General features: G+C 60.6%; 15 protein-coding genes. 8 read left to right on the top strand and 7 right to left on the bottom strand.

The genetic code is table 11. The features are described from left to right. From VJ698_RS04460 to VJ698_RS04445, 4 genes are all read right to left on the bottom strand, one after another. Positions 1–243: ABC transporter permease subunit (locus VJ698_RS04460; RefSeq protein ID WP_414691103.1), on the bottom strand; the 243-nt coding region annotated here is incomplete at its 3' end. A 219-nt stretch (positions 244–462) separates the two neighbouring features. Further along, entirely contained in the window at positions 463–1,710 is a 1,248-nt protein-coding gene (locus tag VJ698_RS04455; protein WP_324101489.1) for a branched-chain amino acid ABC transporter substrate-binding protein, read from the bottom strand. 148 nt (positions 1,711–1,858) lie between these two features. Then, the gene (locus VJ698_RS04450; protein ID WP_324101488.1) at positions 1,859–3,043 is read right to left on the bottom strand and encodes an acetyl-CoA C-acyltransferase; all 1,185 of its coding nucleotides are present in this window, start codon (positions 3,041–3,043) and stop codon (positions 1,859–1,861) included. Between the two features lie 399 nt (positions 3,044–3,442). Continuing rightward, positions 3,443–4,336, bottom strand: a complete 894-nt coding sequence (locus tag VJ698_RS04445) for an SDR family NAD(P)-dependent oxidoreductase (protein WP_324101487.1) — start codon at positions 4,334–4,336, stop codon at positions 3,443–3,445. Positions 4,337–4,366: 30 nt separating this feature from the next. Here VJ698_RS04445 and VJ698_RS04440 point away from each other — a divergent pair, with 30 nt between their 5' ends. After that, positions 4,367–6,625 carry a helix-turn-helix domain-containing protein gene (locus VJ698_RS04440; RefSeq protein ID WP_324101486.1) on the top strand — a complete coding sequence of 753 codons (2,259 nt, stop codon included), beginning with the start codon at positions 4,367–4,369 and terminating at the stop codon, positions 6,623–6,625. Positions 6,626–6,847: 222 nt separating this feature from the next. Here the strand turns inward: VJ698_RS04440 and VJ698_RS04435 are convergent, their stop codons facing one another. Beyond that, positions 6,848–7,519 (bottom strand): DUF1345 domain-containing protein, encoded by a 672-nt coding sequence (locus VJ698_RS04435; protein WP_324101485.1) that lies wholly within the window; start codon positions 7,517–7,519, stop codon positions 6,848–6,850. 152 nt (positions 7,520–7,671) lie between these two features. Between VJ698_RS04435 and VJ698_RS04430 the strand changes: the two genes are divergently transcribed. The 4 genes from VJ698_RS04430 (at position 7,672) to VJ698_RS04415 (ending at position 12,360) form a co-directional block, all read left to right on the top strand. Next, the gene (locus VJ698_RS04430) at positions 7,672–8,028 is read left to right on the top strand and encodes a hypothetical protein (RefSeq protein WP_324101484.1); all 357 of its coding nucleotides are present in this window, start codon (positions 7,672–7,674) and stop codon (positions 8,026–8,028) included. 422 nt (positions 8,029–8,450) lie between these two features. Beyond that, positions 8,451–9,161: a 2Fe-2S iron-sulfur cluster-binding protein gene (locus VJ698_RS04425; RefSeq protein WP_324101483.1), complete on the top strand. Its 711-nt coding sequence runs from the start codon at positions 8,451–8,453 to the stop codon at positions 9,159–9,161. Beyond that, positions 9,158–10,144: a xanthine dehydrogenase family protein subunit M gene (locus tag VJ698_RS04420; protein WP_324101482.1), complete on the top strand. Its 987-nt coding sequence runs from the start codon at positions 9,158–9,160 to the stop codon at positions 10,142–10,144. Before VJ698_RS04425 ends, VJ698_RS04420 begins: the two co-directional genes overlap by 4 nt. After that, the gene (locus VJ698_RS04415) at positions 10,141–12,360 is read left to right on the top strand and encodes a xanthine dehydrogenase family protein molybdopterin-binding subunit (RefSeq protein WP_324101481.1); all 2,220 of its coding nucleotides are present in this window, start codon (positions 10,141–10,143) and stop codon (positions 12,358–12,360) included. Before VJ698_RS04420 ends, VJ698_RS04415 begins: the two co-directional genes overlap by 4 nt. Positions 12,361–12,446: 86 nt before the next feature. On the opposite strand, the gene VJ698_RS04410 is transcribed toward VJ698_RS04415, so the two are convergent. After that, complete coding sequence (locus VJ698_RS04410) at positions 12,447–13,250, bottom strand: IclR family transcriptional regulator (RefSeq protein WP_324101480.1); 804 nt, start codon at positions 13,248–13,250, stop codon at positions 12,447–12,449. Positions 13,251–13,260: 10 nt separating this feature from the next. Further along, positions 13,261–13,458, bottom strand: coding sequence for a hypothetical protein (locus VJ698_RS04405; RefSeq protein WP_324101479.1), 198 nt, complete (start codon positions 13,456–13,458; stop codon positions 13,261–13,263). 118 nt (positions 13,459–13,576) lie between these two features. Here VJ698_RS04405 and VJ698_RS04400 point away from each other — a divergent pair, with 118 nt between their 5' ends. Genes VJ698_RS04400 through VJ698_RS04390 form a run of 3 tightly spaced genes read left to right on the top strand, consistent with a single transcriptional unit; the run spans position 13,577 to position 16,743 of the window. Beyond that, the gene (locus VJ698_RS04400) at positions 13,577–14,887 is read left to right on the top strand and encodes a sugar ABC transporter substrate-binding protein (RefSeq protein WP_324101478.1); all 1,311 of its coding nucleotides are present in this window, start codon (positions 13,577–13,579) and stop codon (positions 14,885–14,887) included. Between the two features lie 56 nt (positions 14,888–14,943). Beyond that, positions 14,944–15,315, top strand: coding sequence for an SCP2 sterol-binding domain-containing protein (locus VJ698_RS04395; protein ID WP_324101477.1), 372 nt, complete (start codon positions 14,944–14,946; stop codon positions 15,313–15,315). Further along, on the top strand, positions 15,316–16,743 hold the full coding sequence (locus VJ698_RS04390; protein WP_324101476.1) for an MmgE/PrpD family protein: 1,428 nt from the start codon (positions 15,316–15,318) through the stop codon (positions 16,741–16,743). It begins immediately after the preceding gene. Positions 16,744–16,754: the final 11 nt, after the last annotated feature.

Here is a 16,754-nt window from a genome sequence, read left to right as displayed (position 1 = left end):
GCCGTAGCGCTCGACCACGGCGCCGATGGCGCCCACCAGCAGGGGCGCGATCACCAGCGCCGGCCAGAAGCCGATCTGGCTGCTGACGGCATAGGCGAAATAGGCGCCGATCATGTAGAAGCTGGCATGGGCGAAATTGAGTACGCCCATCATGCTGAAAATGAGCGTCAGGCCCGACGAAAGCATGAACAGCAGCAGCCCGTAGCTCAGACCGTTCAGCAAGGTGATGACTGTAAACTCCATGAAACGTCTCCTGCCAGCTAGGGGCCTGTCAAGGAACAGATTGTGCATTTTCCCGGGCATGGCGGGATGCAATGCAAGGCGTTCGTTGCGCCGCAGTGCGCCCGCTATGCTCAAACAAACGTGCAATATGTTCCTTGGCAGACCATAGGCAACTCTCTTGTTTTTATGGCTAGGGGAACAGCGTGATGACCTGCGAGCCACCACGCTGCGCGGGGCTTCTTACTTCGACGGACGCTTCATCTGGCAGGAAGTCGGCTGCGCTGAGATATGGGTATCGAGCACCTGGTTAGTCTTCCAGCCATAGCCGGTGTTCTCCTGGTCGAACTTCACATCCTTGCCGTTGACCTTGGTCCACGTCGTGATATAGAGCGGCTGCTGCAACTGGTGGTCAGTCTTGCGCATCTCGACTTCGCCATTCAGGCTTTGCACCTTCATGCCTTCCATGGCAAACGCGACCTTGACGGGATCGGTCGACTTCGTCTCCTTGATCGCCTGGCCCAGCATCTTCATGCCGGTATAGGTCGCCATCGTGTAGTAGTCATCGTTGTACTTCTTCTTGAAGCCTTCGACGATGTCCTTGCCGACAAAGCCCTGGTTGTTCGGGTTCCAGTAGCCTACGAATTTCACGTGGTCGGCGCCGGCGCTGCCCATTGCGGTAGGCGTGCCTGTGGTCACGGCGTAATAGGTATAGAAGTTCGTCTTCAGGTCGGCGTCTTTCGCGGCCTTGATCAGCAGCGCGAGATCAGCACCCCAGTTGCCGGTAATGACGGTATCGGCGCCGGCTGCCTTGATCTTCGCAATGTAGGGCGAGAAGTCCTTCACCTGTCCGATCGGATGCAGATCATCGCCAACGACCTGGATGTCCGGGCGCTTGCGCTTCAGATACTCGCGGGCTGCGCGCTGGACGGAATGGCCGAATGCATAGTTCTGGTTGATCAGATAGACCTTCTTGATGTTCGGGTCCTTCGCCATGTACGAGGTCATGGCCTCCATCTTCATGTCGCTGTTGGCGTCGACACGGAAGTGCCAGAAGCTGCACTTGCTGTTGGTGAGATCGGGATCGACCGCCGCATGGTTCAGGTAGATGACCTCTTTGCCTGGATTCCGGTCGTTGTACTTGTTGATGGCGTCGATCAGGGCAAGCGCGACGCCCGAGCCGTTGCCCTGGATGATATAGCGATAGCCCTGGTCGATGGCCGCCTTCAACTGGACCAGCGATTCCTGCGGGCTGCCTTTGTTATCGAAACCAGTGATGCTGAAGGTGTTGTCGCCCGCCCACTTCTGCTTGTTGGCCATGTCGGCGACATACTGCCAGCTTCTTAGCATGTTTTCTCCGACGGGCGCGAAAGACCCCGACAAGGGATCGATGAACGCCATCTTCACCACTTCCGCCCCGGCCATCGCGGGGACGGCAATCGCTGCAGCGAATGAAACTGGGAGAATCAGGGATTTCAAGCGAATAGTCATTTTCCTCTTCCTTATGGATGGTGTGCCTACGCCATATTGCTTTGGCGTTCTGAAATGGTCAGTACTGCAATGTGGTCACTGTTCTTTTGGTTCCTCCCTTACCGGGGTTCAGGCCGGCTTCTCTCCATGCCTGGCCAGAGTCATTGGCTCATGCCACCTCGAAAAGGCCGGCCGCGCCCATACCGCCGCCGACGCACATCGAAATCACGACGTATTTCACGCCGCGTCGCCGACCTTCGATCAGCGCGTGTCCTACGAGGCGCGCACCGGTCATGCCGTAGGGATGGCCCACTGAAATTCCACCGCCGTTGACGTTGTAGATCTCCGGATCAATACCGAGCTTGTCGCGGCAGTACAGTGTCTGGCACGCAAACGCCTCGTTCAGCTCCCACAAGCCGATGTCCTTGACGCTCAGGCCGTGCTGATCGAGCAGTTTGTGAATAGCAGGTACGGGACCGATGCCCATTTCTTCCGGAGCGCATCCCGCTACCGCGATGCCGCGGTAGATACCAAGCGGTTCCAGCCCGCGACGTTCGGCCAGCCTGCGCTCCATCACGACGCAGGCAGACGCCCCATCCGAGAGCTGGCTCGCATTGCCTGCAGTGATGACACCGCCTTCGATCACCGGCTTGAGGGCCTGCAATCCTTCGAGCGTCGTGTCGGGGCGATTGCCTTCGTCGGCGGACAAGGTGACGTCGCGGTGACTCACCTGCCCGGTTGCTTTATCGAGTACGGCCATCGTGGTGCGGATCGGTACGATCTCTGCATCGAACAAGCCTGCCTTCTGGGCCGTGGCGGTTCGGCGTTGCGATTCGAGGGAATAACGGTCCTGCGCATCGCGCGAGATGCCATATTTGGCGGACACGAATTCTGCCGTTTTCAACATGGGCATGTAGGCATGTTCGGCGGCCGTCACAACGTTTGGATCGGCGTCCTGCCAGGTCCAGTCCATGTAGCGATTCTGGAGCGCGGAGATGTTGTCCTGGCCGCCGGCAACGACTACCTGCATGCCGTCAACGATGACCTGCTTGGCGGCGACCGCCACCGCCATCAAGCCCGAGGAACACTGACGGTCAATGGTCTGCCCCGGTACCGTGTTGGGAAGGCCGGCGGCCAGTGCGGCGTAGCGGGCAAGATTGCCGCCGCCGGTTCCGGCGGTCAGCACGCTTCCGATGACGACGTCGTCAATTTCTGCACCGTCGATCCCGGCGCGATCCACCGCGTGCCGGACGGCATGCCCCATCATGGTGGGCGACTTGATATGGTTGAGTGATCCCCGGAAGGCACGGCCGATAGGCGTGCGTGCGGTGGAGACAATGACTGCGTCTTTCATGTATTCCTCTGGAGCGACCGCTTATTCGATCTGAATTTCAAACTGGCTGCCCGCTGCAAAAGCCCTGCCCTTCTCCAATCGGCCCGGGCAGCAAAGGCAGGCTTCATTTTTTGAAAGCCATCGCGTTCGCCCACGACTGGTGAACGAGGCGCGAAGATCGGATTCAAGTGTCGGGGATGGGCGTCTCAAAAACTATGTGCATTAAGTACATATACGGGGGCATCGGGATGTAGCAACTGGATGGAATGGCGCGAGTTTCAGCGGTAAGCCGCCGGCGCCTCGCCGCCGCATGGACAAGCGAGAGCGCGCGCGGCATGCCGCGCAAACAAGATTTGCGTCGTGCTGGTGCTTGGTTGACCTTATGCGACCTTATGTCACCTTAGTCGACCTCATGCACCCTCATTCGACCGTAGCGCCGGCCTTGGCAAGCTCAGCCTGGTACTGGGCCCAGCCCGATTCCGGAACAGTCTCGCCGTGTCGATCCCGGATCTCATCGAACCTCTTGCAGATGTCGGCAACCGGATCCTCCGCGTCACCTGCAAAGATGCCCTTTGTCATGGTGATGTGCGCGCACTCGAAGCTTCCGGCGCCCGCCAGAAGAATCATGCGTGTCGGTGCATTTTCTCCCGCGAGCGCCACCACGCCCGGGCTCACGGCAGCCGGCTGGAGTTGCGCCAGGTCTTCCGGCGAGAGGATGCCTTCCGTCATTGCGGTCGCTGCAGTCGGGGCCAGGCAATTGACGCGGATATTGTGCTTGGCGCCCTCCAGCGCGAGCGTCTGCATCAGACCGACAAGGGCCATCTTGGCGGCGCTGTAGTTCGACTGGCCGAAATTTCCGTACAGGCCGGATGAGGACGTCGTCATCACGATGCGGCCATACTGTTGCGCGCGCATTTGCTCCCATACCGCCTTGGTGCAGTTGACGGAGCCCATCAGGTGCACGTCCATCACGAGGCGGAATTCATCGAGCGTCATTTTTGAAAAGCTCTTGTCTCGCAAAATGCCGGCGTTGTTGACGAGGATATCGACGCGCCCCCACTCGCTCACGGCGAGCGCCGCCATTTTTTCCATCTGGGCAAAGTTGGTGACGTCACCCCCGTCCGCCATGGCGATGCCGCCATTGCTCACGATCTGATCGACGACATTCCGTCCTGGCGATCCGGCATGGCAGCCTCCGATATCGTTGACCAGCACCCGCGCACCGTACTTCGCGAGCGCCAGGGCATGAGCGCGCCCCAGACCGCTTCCTGCTCCGGTCACGATGGCCACCCGGCCGTCTAGAAACTTTTTCATCTTTCCTCTCCTGTTTGAACGGTCTATCGCATGCCCACGATCTCGGGCATGCTTGAATTCTTGTCTGATTGCAAATGGCATTCGCTGCCCGGATTGCGGACTGACCGCATCGCCTCGGCACGCGACCGGACTCACTATATGGAGCTCTGCATGACGACTCAATGTGAGAAACCGACATCGCAAGCCCTGCATTTGTGTAGCTGGACAACATGGCCTCCGGCGAAAGCCTGGAAACGGCAGCGGCTAATTTTTTCAGTTGGCTTGGATTACAATGACCCGAATACAACAATCGCTACACGGTCTGGTCGGCGCGGAATGAAGAAATTGAATGATCATGTTGGAATCGTCCACACGACTGAAAGCATCGCTGCCGATCTGATTGGCCTGCTGCACCAGAGCGCACCGGCAAAAGAGTTCGCACTGCGCCTGGCCCAGGCTGAAGCGATTCCCGATGGCGATCCGCACAAGTCCAGCGTTGTCGAACTCGTGCACATGGCGATGGCGGTTCAGGACCGGTTGGAGTCGCAGCAGCACAGTGAGCAGGGCATGCTGGCCGTGGTCGAATCCGCCAAGGATCTTTCCAGCCGTCTGAATCTGACCGGACTGCTGGGAGCGATTGCCACTCGCACCCGTAACCTGTTGGGAGCGCATGTCACCTGGCTGTCGGTGTACGACGCCGATCACAACGAATTCCGGGTCGTGGTCACCGACGGCGCGATCGCCGAAAGCACAACGAAGATGACCGCCGGACGGCAGCTGGGCGTCGCCAGCGTCGTGATGTCGACGCGCCTGCCTTTTTCGACTCCGGACTATCTCCACGACAATCGGTTTCACCACGACCCCGAGATTGACAATACGTTTCGCGATGAAGGCATCGCTGCATTGCTTGGCGTCCCGTTGCTCTGCGACGGCGAAGTCCTTGGCCTGTTGTTCGTCGCAGATCGCTACCACAGGACCTACACTGCCCTGAACGTTGCCATTCTTTCCACACTGGCGACGCACGCCGCCGTCGCGATCAATAACGCAAAAGCCTTCGAGCAGGCCAAGGCGGCGCTGCACAGGGCCGATCTTGCACGCGCGGAGCTGGAATGCCGCGCACGCGATGTGCAGAGCGCCGCCGAAGCGCACGAACAACTGACATCCCTGCTTGCGAAGGGGGCGTCGCTCGGCAACCTCTGCCATTCCATTGCGCAGTTGCTCGAAGGCGACGTGCTCATCCTGGACGAAGCATCCCAGGTCATCTGTCGAGCGACAGCATCCGGATATGTCGGAACAGCAGCCGCGGCCTATGCGCCGCACACGGCACACAGCGCCGCCATCACGCAGGCACTGCGCGAAAGTCGGTTGAGAGGGCGATCGGTGCTTGCCTACAAAGCGGATGGCGAACTATGCAGGGTCACTGCCGTCATCGGCGGCGACGACGTGTTGGGAGCCGTACTGCTCTTCCGGCATGACGACCTGAGCGAAATATCGATACGCACACTGGAGAGAAGCTCGAGCGTCCTCGGCATCGTTTTGCTTTCCCAGGAACGGATCGAAGCCATCAAGAGCCGCGACGTATCCACCTTGCTGCGCGCTCTCATTTTCCCCCGGCAGGAAGACACGAAACTGATCGGGGAACGCGCCGAACGTTTCGGGCTTGACCTGTCCCAGCCGATTTCAATGATGCTCATCGAAATGGCGCAACCGAAACCGGAGTTTGTGGCGCGGCGGCTGCGTGCGAGCGTTCCGTTTTCCAGACTGGTGCTGGATGAAGTCGATGGCGTGCTGGTGATCGTTTGCGGGACCACCAGGGCGCAGGACATCCTGAAAGAATTCACCGCCGCGATCAGGCGTGAATTCAGCCAGGATTATCGCGGCGTCATGTCACGGCCGATTCAGGCTTCCGCAGAAATTCCCTCGCTGTATACCGTGCTGAGGCGTGCGCTTTCCGTGCTCGGGCGCATCGGCGTCCAGGGGCAGATCATCGATCAAAACGAGATGGCCCTGTACTCGGTCTTGTTCGAGACTCACGATCAGACAAGCCTGAAAGCGTTTTTGAATGCGAACATCGGGCCGCTGATCGCTTACGACCAGAAGCGCAGCGCCGATCTCACGCATACGCTGCTCAGTTATTTCGAGAACAGCCAGAACGCGAAATCGACTGCGGCCCGCTTGGGCATTCATGTCAACACATTGCGGCAGCGTTTGGCCAATATCGAAGAGCTGCTGGGTTATTGGGGCAGCCCAAGCCGGGCGCTGGAGATTCATGTCGCGTTGCGACTCTGGAGTCTGAGCATCCGCAAATAAACTCGGCTCGGAAACAGCTTGATCCGACGGTGAAGGCAGGATCCGGGTGACGCATGCGAAGCCGGCACTTCGGGCATCCGCAATCACGAAAGGGACGGCGGGCATCGTTCGAACCTTCTGCCACGACCGGCACCGATGCCGTGCTGGCATGACTGAACGCTGTCTTGTTTATGACAAGCCTTAGAGTCCATTTCGGTAGGCAGTGCCTACCGAAATGGACTCTTAAGAGCCGACGACGCTCGCGGCGATATTGATCGTCAGGCCGATGATGGCGGCATTGAAAATGAAGGCCAGCACCGATTGCGCCAGCACCGCTTTCCGCATCTGCGTCGTGATGACACTGATGTCGGAAGTCTGGGCAGCCACGGCGATCGTGAATGAAAAATACAGGAAGTCCCAATAGCCCGGATCGGCGAGATCGTCCGGAAAGTGTAGCGGCTTCTCTCCTGGCGCGGCCCTGTAGAACATGTGCGCGTAATGAAACGTGTAGATGACCGCCACCAGTAGCCAGGAGCCGAAGACAGTGGTCCCCGTGAGTAGATAGTGCGGCAGGCGACTGCTCGCCGGAACACTCCTGGCCGACGCCAGTTCAATGACGATGGCCGCCAGGCTGAGAATGGCGCCGATGGACATCACGACCAGCACAAACACGGCGTTGTTATCCTCCTGCCTGGCCAGGCTGTGCATGCGGCGGCTATCGCTGTGAAGCATCAACCATGTCACCAGCATCAGATAGGCCCAGACGGCCGCATTCCAGCCAATGAGTGCCCGCAGGGGAGTGCCGAATGCCGTGGGTGACGCGGCGCCGACGACGAAACCGAGGAGTAGCGCAGTCATCAGGCGCGGGTGTGAGTGAAAAAGCCGGCGGCGGTTTGGCAGGAAATTGGTGCGCATGTCAAATGGAAAGTTTGTCCTTCGTTGCATTGTAGTAGGCATTTCATCCCCCGGTAGAACTCGGCGCGATTGTTGCAGTCAGACTTTTGCATAAAAAGACGTTTCAATGCCTGGAGTCAATTCAACGCTGGTCGTCCCGAAAGGAAAACATCATGAATCCCGGATCAATGAAATCCCTTCTTGTCTGCGCCTTTGGAGCTGCTGTCATCGCCGGATGCGCGTCCTCCCCAACCTCGCAAACAACCGCGTCCACACAGAGCAACGTTCAAAGCGGCAAGGTGGCCGCTGTCGAAAACACGGCAGTCGTCGACCAGACAGCAGTGAAGTCCAGTTCCGGTGGCAGCGCTGTCGTCACGACGGCCAGCGGCGGACCGTCCATCGTTACCGTGCAATTTCAGGATGGAACGCAAGGCCGCTATCTCATCGAACATCCAACCGCTGCGCATGCGGTCGGCCAGCCGGTGTACGTCATCTCTGATGGCGACCGTACCACGATCGTCGCACGTTAGCAGCCGGGTTCGGCGTGAGACAGTTGAAGGAGTTGAAGGAGTTGAAGGTACACCCTCTTGCATGATGATCGCCTTCCCGGATGTGGCATGAAAGGAGCGCCGAAAGATACTCCGACACTCCGGCACTCCTGTTCGCCAGGGAAGGTCTATAACGGGTGTTCATGCGGATAGCTGCGTGAACACCCGTCGCTGTTTTCCAATCTTGATGGTGCGATTCTTTGGGGCTCACGTTAGCGCACATCAATTTCCATAGCTCAAGGCCCAACGCGGTATCGCTGAACTGGCGCCATCAGTCACCCCTCCCCTTCCAGCGAGCGAACTTTCGGCACAGCGATTGCTTGCGGGCGCAAGAGCAAACAGTGGAAGGCCGCACGCCCAAGGTCCGCAGCGGTTTTCCGAACGCACATGGAGGCAAGACACCCATGGCTTCAGACGAACATCACGCCAATGACGCCCATTCTCCTTACGGCGACAACCGGGATGCACCTGGCAGCAAGGTCAGGCTGAGCAGACGGAAGTTTCTACAATCTGCCAGCGCCATCGCGAGCACGCCCTTTTTTCCTGCGGCCAATGCATCACCACCCGGACGCTATCCGGACCGGCCTCCCACCCTGCCCGTGAGCTTGCACATCAACGGCGTACAGCACGATCTGCTGCTTGAGCCGCGCGTGACACTGCTCGATGCATTGCGCGAGTACTTGGGGTTGATGGGCACGAAGAAGGGCTGCGATCGCGGACAGTGCGGCGCGTGCACTGTCCTTGTGAACGGCCGGCGCATCAATTCCTGCCTGACGCTTGCCGTGATGCACGATGGCGATGAATTGACCACCATTGAAGGCATTGGCCTCCCGGAGCAACTGCATCCGATGCAGGCGGCGTTCATCGCGCATGACGGATTCCAGTGCGGGTATTGCACGCCTGGCCAGATCTGCTCGGCCATTGCCATGCTGGACGAAGTGCAGCGAGGCGATGCGAGCGCGGTCTCGCCGGATGTCGGCGCGGAGAATATCGCGTTGAATGCCGATGAGATCCGCGAGCGCATGAGCGGAAATCTGTGCCGCTGCGGCGCTTACCCCAACATCGTCAAAGCCATTGCAGCAGTGGCCGGACCGAAACCGGGAGGCCGCACATGAATCCGTTCGACTACCGGCGCGCATCCTCGGTGGAAGAAGCAGTCGCTCTGGCCAAAGCACCCGACGCCGCATTCATTGCCGGCGGCACCAATCTGCTCGACCTGATGAAAGGCGGAGTCACGACGCCTGCAGTCCTGATCGATGTCAGCCGGCTGGCGCTTGCCGACATCACCGAATTGCCGGATGGCGGGGTGCGAATCGGTGCGATGGTGCCCAATGCCGATGCTGCCAATCACCCGCTGGTACGGCAACGCTATCCGCTTCTTTCGCAGGCGCTGCTCGCTGGCGCATCGCCGCAGTTGCGCAACAAGGCGACTATCGGGGGCAACCTGCTGCAACGGACGCGCTGTTACTACTTTTACGATACGGCTTTCGAACACTGCAACAAGCGCGCGCCGGGATCGGGCTGTGCCGCCATCGACGGCTACAACCGCAATCACGCCATCCTGGGTGCAAGTTCTTCGTGCATCGCGACCAATCCATCGGATATGTCAGTGGCGCTTGCCGCGCTGCGCGCCACGGTGCGCGTCCAGGGGCCAGGCGGGGCACGGGCCATTCCGATGCAGGACTTTCATCGCCTACCGGGGGCCAACCCCGAACGGGACACCACGCTCATCCCCGGCGAATTGATCACGGCAGTGGACCTGCCGCGCAGTGCGTTTTCCCGCCATGCGCATTATCTGAAAGTGCGCGACCGCGCCAGTTACGCCTTTGCGCTGGTGTCGGTGGCCGCCGCGCTCGATCTGCGCGATGGCATGGTCCAGGACGCCGCGCTTGCGCTTGGCGGAGTGGCGCACAAGCCATGGAGAGTGCCGCAGGCCGAAGCGATGCTGATCGGGCATCCACTCGATCAGTCCGCCTTGCAGGCAGCGGCAGATGCCGCCCTGCTGGGCGCACATCCCTACGAACACAACCGCTTCAAGCTCGCCCTTGCAAAGCACGCCGTGGTGCGGGCATTCAGCGTGGCGGGAGGTATCGCATGACACACATCGGCGCACCGCTGGACCGCATCGACGGTCCGCAAAAGGTCTGCGGCATGGCGCGGTATACCGCGGAGTTCACTGTTCCCCGCATGGCGCACGCCGTGATGGTGCAGAGCACCGTTGCGAACGGACGCATCAGGGAAATAGGCAGCAGCGACGTGGAAAAGATGCCGGGTGTGATCGCTGTGCTTACCTATAGGAATGCCATGAAGCTGCCGCAGGGCGGCAAGGCAGCGGTGCAGCCGCCGCAGGGCAGGGTCTTGTCCTTGCTTCAGGACGACCTGGTGCATTACAACGGGCAGCCGGTCGCGGTGGTGGTGGCCGAAACATTCGAGCAAGCGATCGCCGGCGCGGATGCACTGCGCATTCAGTATGAGCGCACGCCGGCGCTGCTTCGTGTCAGGGATGCCATGGCCAGTGCGCATTCGCCCGGCACAGTGCTGGACATGCCGGCCGATACGCAGCGCGGCGATGCCGCCAGGGCGATGGCAAGCGCTGTCTATCGGACGAACGCGGTGTACCTCACGCCGATGGAGCACCACAACCCGCTTGAGCCGCATGCCACGCTGGCGTTCTGGGAAGGCAGTCGGCTGGTTCTGCATGACTCGACGCAATATGTCGCTGGGGTGCAGAAGACGGTCGCAAGAACCTTCGGCATCCCAATCGGTCAGGTCCAGGTCCGCAATCTTTTCGTGGGCGGCGGATTCGGCGGCAAGGGTTCTGCCTGGTCACACGTCGTCCTCGCCGCGATGGCTGCACGACACGCAGGTCGTCCGGTGCGCCTCGTGCTTCAGCGGCCGCAGATGTTCGGCCCCGTCGGCGGCAGGCCGCTGACCGAGCAGACCGTATCGTTGGGATGCGATCGCGATGGACAGCTTCTCGCCATCGAGCATCATGTGATCGCGAATACCTCCGTCATCGAGGACTGGACCGAAGCGTCGGCAGTCGTCACGCGGATGCTGTACGCCTGCGCGAATGTCGCGACATCGCACCGCCTGATCAAGCTGAACGTCGGCACGCCGACCTTCCAGCGCGCGCCCGGCGAAGCGACCGGCAGCTTCGCGCTGGAATCCGCGATCGACGAATTGGCGGTCGCAGCCGGCATCGATCCGCTGGAAATGCGCTTGCGCAATTACGCCGAGAGGGATCCGGAGCGCAACCTGCCATTTTCGAGCAAGTCCTTGCGCGAATGTTATCGGCTCGGCGCCGAGCGCTTCGGCTGGGCGCGGCGCTCCCCTCGCCCCGCATCCATGCGGCAAGGCCGCTGGCTGGTCGGCATGGGAATGGGGACTGCGACGCGTCCCGCCAAGCGCAGCCCCGCCGCCGCGCGCGTGCAGCTGTTCCCCGACGGTACCGCGCTTGTGCAATCGAGCACGGAAGACCTCGGCACCGGTACCTACACCGTGATGACGCAGATTGCCGCCGATGTGCTCGGATATGCACCCGCCCAGGTTCGCTTCGAACTCGGCAATACCGATTTTCCGGAAGCTCCCATCTCCGCCGGTTCCATGACGGTGGAAAGCGTCGGCTCCGCGGTGCACGCCTGCTGCCTGCAGGCGCGTCACCGGCTCGTCGAACTCGCCTGCAGCGATCGGCTCTCGCCCTTGTGCGGAACAAACCGAAGTGACCTCAAGGTCGAGGATGGCTGGCTGCGCCATGCCGATGGCAAGCGCATGGAACCGGCAGCCGCGGTGATCGCCCGCAGCCCCGGCCACCGCATCGAGGCCGAAGGAAAAAGCGCCGCCGGAGCGGAGACAAAGCGACATTCCATGCACTCGTTCGGCGCGGTGTTCACCGAAGTGCACATCGATCCGGAACTCGGCCTGATTCGTGTGCCACGCGTGGTCGGTGCCTATGGCGTCGGGCGAGTGATGAATGCCAAGACGGCGCATAGCCAGCTGATGGGCGGCATTGTCTGGGGGATCAGCCAGGCGCTGTTCGAGGACTCGGTACTGGATATGCGCGATGGCCGCTTCGTCAATGCGAATCTGGCCGAGTATCACATCCCGGTCAACGCCGATATCGGCGAGATCGAAGTCCTGTTCGTGCCCGAAGAGGATACGCAGGTGAATGCGCTCGGCGCGAAAGGCATCGGCGAAGTAGGAATGACCGGTGTGGCCGGCGCTCTTGCCAACGCTGTCTTCCACGCGACGGGAAAACGCATCCGCAGCTTGCCGATTACGCTGGACAAGGTGCTTGGCGCGGTGAAGATGTAGCAGGCTGTCAGGGGAGAATCGCGATGGCGGAGCAGTCACAGCCGACTGCCGCGCTCCCGCTTGTGGTGCGCGCGGTTGAGGCTAATTCACGCCAATTCCCGCCTGATTTCCGGCACGCCACCAGGCGAACTGTGCGCAAATGCACGCTCCAGCCGATCAGCCGCCGCCTGCAGCAAGGGCAGCACTTCGCGCACCAGACGCGCGCGGGTGAATTCCTTCGACGGCACCGACACGGCAAGGCCGAAAGCCTGTGATCCGCCGGTCCGGACAGTCACGCCGATGGCCGAGTAGCCAAGACCAAGCTGTTCTTCCACGACGGCCCAGCCGCGCTGCCCGGCTTCCTGGATTTCGTGCGCGAGATGCGCGCGATGGATCAGTGTTTTCGGCGTCATCTTCGTCACGCGCATGGTCGATACGAACGCCGGAATGTCTTCAACCTCGGTGGCGATCAGTACTCTTCCCATCGCGGTGCAGTGCGCCGGCAAGCGGGTGCCGATATGGATGTTCATCGTCACCAGATTGCGGGTTTCTCGCGATGCCACCTGGCGGCCAACGATCACGACCTCGTCGCCGTCGAGCATGGACAGGTTCACGCTGCCACGTACTTCCGCTGCGAGCGCTTCCATTTCGGGCTCCGCGATCATGGGAAGCGACAGGCTCGACAGCGCGGCGTAACCCAGTTCGAGGATGAGCGGCCGGAGCTGGTAGCGCTTGGTCTGTTCGTTAAAGCTCAGATAGCCCTCTTCCTGCAGGGTGCGCAGGAAGCGCAGGCAGGTCGCCTTGGTGAGCCCGACGCGCGTCGCGATTTCGGTCAGGGTCGGCGCGGGAATCTCGTTAAAGACGCGAAGAATCGTGAGTCCTCTTGAAAGAGATCGATTCGAGACAACCATTCCTGGCTCCTTAAAAAACGCTGATGCTGACAAACATCATGACGGCCAATGCTTCCTTGCAGCAATCTTGTCCAAATGTGTTGCATTGCTTCGATGGCGGTTCGCCGTTGCCCTGTGCCGCTCCGGAACGCCAGCCATGGAATAGCGCGTAACTATCAGTTTCATTGCGCCCGCACCGCATATTGATGCCGCGCATATTACGCTGCATTGCGTCACATTCGCGCCTTGCATTCAAAAAAAAAGCCGCCTAAGATGGGTTTAAACAATGATACACGGGTTCACTAAATGAACCAAGTGATCAACACCGATAACATAGGAGACAACGCATGGTTTGCTACCAAACACTCATTGGTTTCTTCAGGCGTGCAGTTTTCACCGTAGTCCTCGGAGCAATGCTCAGCCCGCTGGCCGCAATGGCCCAGCAACCCGTCAAGCTCACCCTCTGGTTCACCGACTCACGTGCCCAGTACAAGACCTGGCTGGACAAGGCCGCCGCGGAATATCGCAAGACCCATCCCAACGTCACCATCGACATCGTGCAGATGTCGCCCAGCGATGCCTACGTCAAGTGGCCGGCGGCAGTGGCATCCGGCAATACGCCGGATATCACCTGGATGTTTTATGCATTTGCCGCTTGGGTGAATGACCTGCCCGGTGGGACACTGACGTCGATGGACGACATCGTCAACGCCCTCGACAAGAACAAGTTCCACGCCGCAAGCCTGGACGCGTGGCGCTACAAGGACAAATATCTCGGCGTGCCGTACACCCGTCAGCCGTACTACCTGTTCTGGCGCAAGGACCGCTTCGCCGCGGCGGGACTGAAGGAGCCAAAGACCTGGGACGACATCATGAACGCGGCGAAGGTGCTGCACAAGCCGGAGAAGGGCGAATACGGCATCGCCATCGCCGGCAAGGGCGACTGGGCGTTGCGCCAGAACTTCGAAGTCGTGCTGTATTCGAACGGCGGCCATCTGCTGAGCAAGGAAGGCAAGCCGGTCTTTGACAATGAGGTGGGCCGCAAGGCAATCGACATCTACACCGAGCTGTTCAAGTACACGCCGCCCGGCTCCCTGAATGCTGCCTATGCCGAGGTCAACCGCAGCTTCGCCCAAGGCGGCCCCGCCATGGCCATCTCCTTGCCGGTGGCATTGTCCCAGTTCCATGACGCCAATCCGTCCAAGGCAGGTCAGGTCGGCGCATTGATCCCATCCAATGCCAACCTGCAGATCACCATGCAGAACAACAAAGGGTGGTCCATCTTCGACAAGTCGCCCAACAAGGCAGAGGCGAAGAAATTCGTGCAGTTCCTGTACACCACCGAGCAGTATGCGGCCGGCCTGGAAGCAACTGCCCTCGGTGGCTTGCCGTTGTATGACAACAAGGAAGCGATCGACGTGTACTTCAACCGCGTCGGCTCGATCAAGGCTTATCCCGACGTGGTCAACACGCTGCTGGCGAACCAGACCGGGTATTACGCCGGCATCGACTGGTATGGCCAGAATCCCAAGGGCGGCATCGTTGGCTCGAAGGGCATTCTCGAGCGCAACCTGAATATTCATCTCGCCAGAAAAACAGGCAGTGCGGAAACGGCGAAGAACATCCAGCGCGAGCTTGCGGAGATTTTCGGCGATTAAGCCCGGCGAAGAGGAGCGCCCTCTTCGCTTTCCCCCACATTTTTCCGGAGAGATCAATGCAGGATGAATCCGTCCTGCTTCCGGGGCTGCGCAAGCTCGCGCAGCGCTGGGAGCAAAGCGGCCATCAGCTGATGAGCCGCCGCCTGGAAGGCGCCCTGGGGCGCGAGTTCCGATTCGAATGCCACGGCGAAGAGCCGCTGTTCCTGCGACTGGAACCGAACGGCGCAAGCGTGGGCCCGGCGCTGCCGGACCGCCAGCCGCACGCGACCATTGCCATGGGCGCACAGGACTGGAAGCGAGTGCTGTCGGGACGCTGGTCGGTCATGACCGTCGTGCTCGGCGGCCGTGCGAATTTTCCCAAACATGAGCGCCGCTACATCATGCAGTTGTCCATGGTAATGCAGGCGCTGTTGCTGCTGGAGGCCTGAATGGGTGCACCCGAACTGAACAGGATTGCTGAAGTGAGCCGACCGCAGGCCACGATGGAGTATGCTCGTTTCGCGAGCACGCTGCGCTTCGATGAACTGCCGCGCGATGTGGTGCACACCGCCAAGGAGCAGATCCTGGCCACGATCGGCTCCTGCCTCGCCGGCACACGCATGCCCGGCGCCGAATCCTTGCGGCGCGGCAGTCGCATTCTCGGCAACGGCTCCGATGCCACGCTGTTCGGCCTGCCGGAAAAGGCGCCGGCGCCTGCTGCAGCACTCTACAACGCCGGCACTGGCCAGATCATCGAATGGGATGACTGGGTGCTGATCAGCCATGTCGGCGCCTGCGTGGTTCCGACCGCTTTTGCGACCGCGGAGATGCTGCACGCGAACGGCCGCGACCTGATTACCGCCGTCGTCATCGGCGATGAAGTGGCGGGCCGCACCTCGCGCGCCATCCAGCGCGGCGCCTATCTCGGCAACGGCATGCCGAACCACCAGGTCGAGGCACCACTGGTCGCCGGCCACCTCATGAAACTCGACCAGATCGCACTGGCACGCGCGGTCAGCCATTCGAGCTACATGGCGATGGAAAACTGCTTCCTTGGCTGGTCCAGCGATTCGAAAGTGCTGGTCAACGGGCTGCCCGCGATGTGGGGCATCGTCGCGGCGAACCTGGGCAAGGAAGGCTTGATCGGCAACCTTGACATGGTTGAACATCCCGCCGGCTTTCTCGCCACCGTGTCCGAGCAAGTCGATCACGAAGAATTGCTGAAAGGCCTTGGCATCGAGTGGTACACCCGCACGCTGAACACCAAGCGTTATCCCTCCTGCGCCTACAACCTTGCTGCCATCGAATCGGCAATCAACCTGAATAAACGTCTCGGCACCGACGGCATGCGCAAGGTCAAGCGTATCGTGATCCATTGCCCGGGCGTCACGATCTATGTCGGCGAGCGCTATCACGGCTTCCAGCCAGACATCTACGAACTGATCCGCCAGGACAGGCTGAGCCACATGGGGCTGTGCTTCGACGCCGGCTACGCCGTGGCGGCTTCGCTGGTAGACGGCAAGCTGACCTATCGTCAGTTCCTCAAGGAGCGCATCTTCGATCCGGAAGTCCGCCGCCTGCATGAAGCGGTCGAATATCGCACCGACGCGCGCATGCAAGCGCTCTATTACAGCGATTACCAGTACGGCTCACGCGTGGAACTACACATGGAAGACGGCTCGGTGGAAGCGGAAGAGCGCAACCAGCTGCTCGGCGCACGCGACCGTCCGTTTGATCACGCCGAGAAATTCATGGAGGGCGCTGAAGACGTGCTGCCCTATGCACAGGCAAAAGAAGCTGTGGACGCCATTCGGGCGCTCGACAGCATGAGCGATGTCAACGAGGTAGCCGCGCTGCTGCGTCCCGCTGCCGTCTGAATTACAGAAAG

The sequence above is a fragment of the Noviherbaspirillum sp. genome, assembly GCF_035254685.1.
GTDB lineage: Bacteria > Pseudomonadota > Gammaproteobacteria > Burkholderiales > Burkholderiaceae_D > Noviherbaspirillum.
Note: the sequence above shows the minus strand (reverse complement) of the source record. Positions and strands in the feature narration are given on the sequence as shown.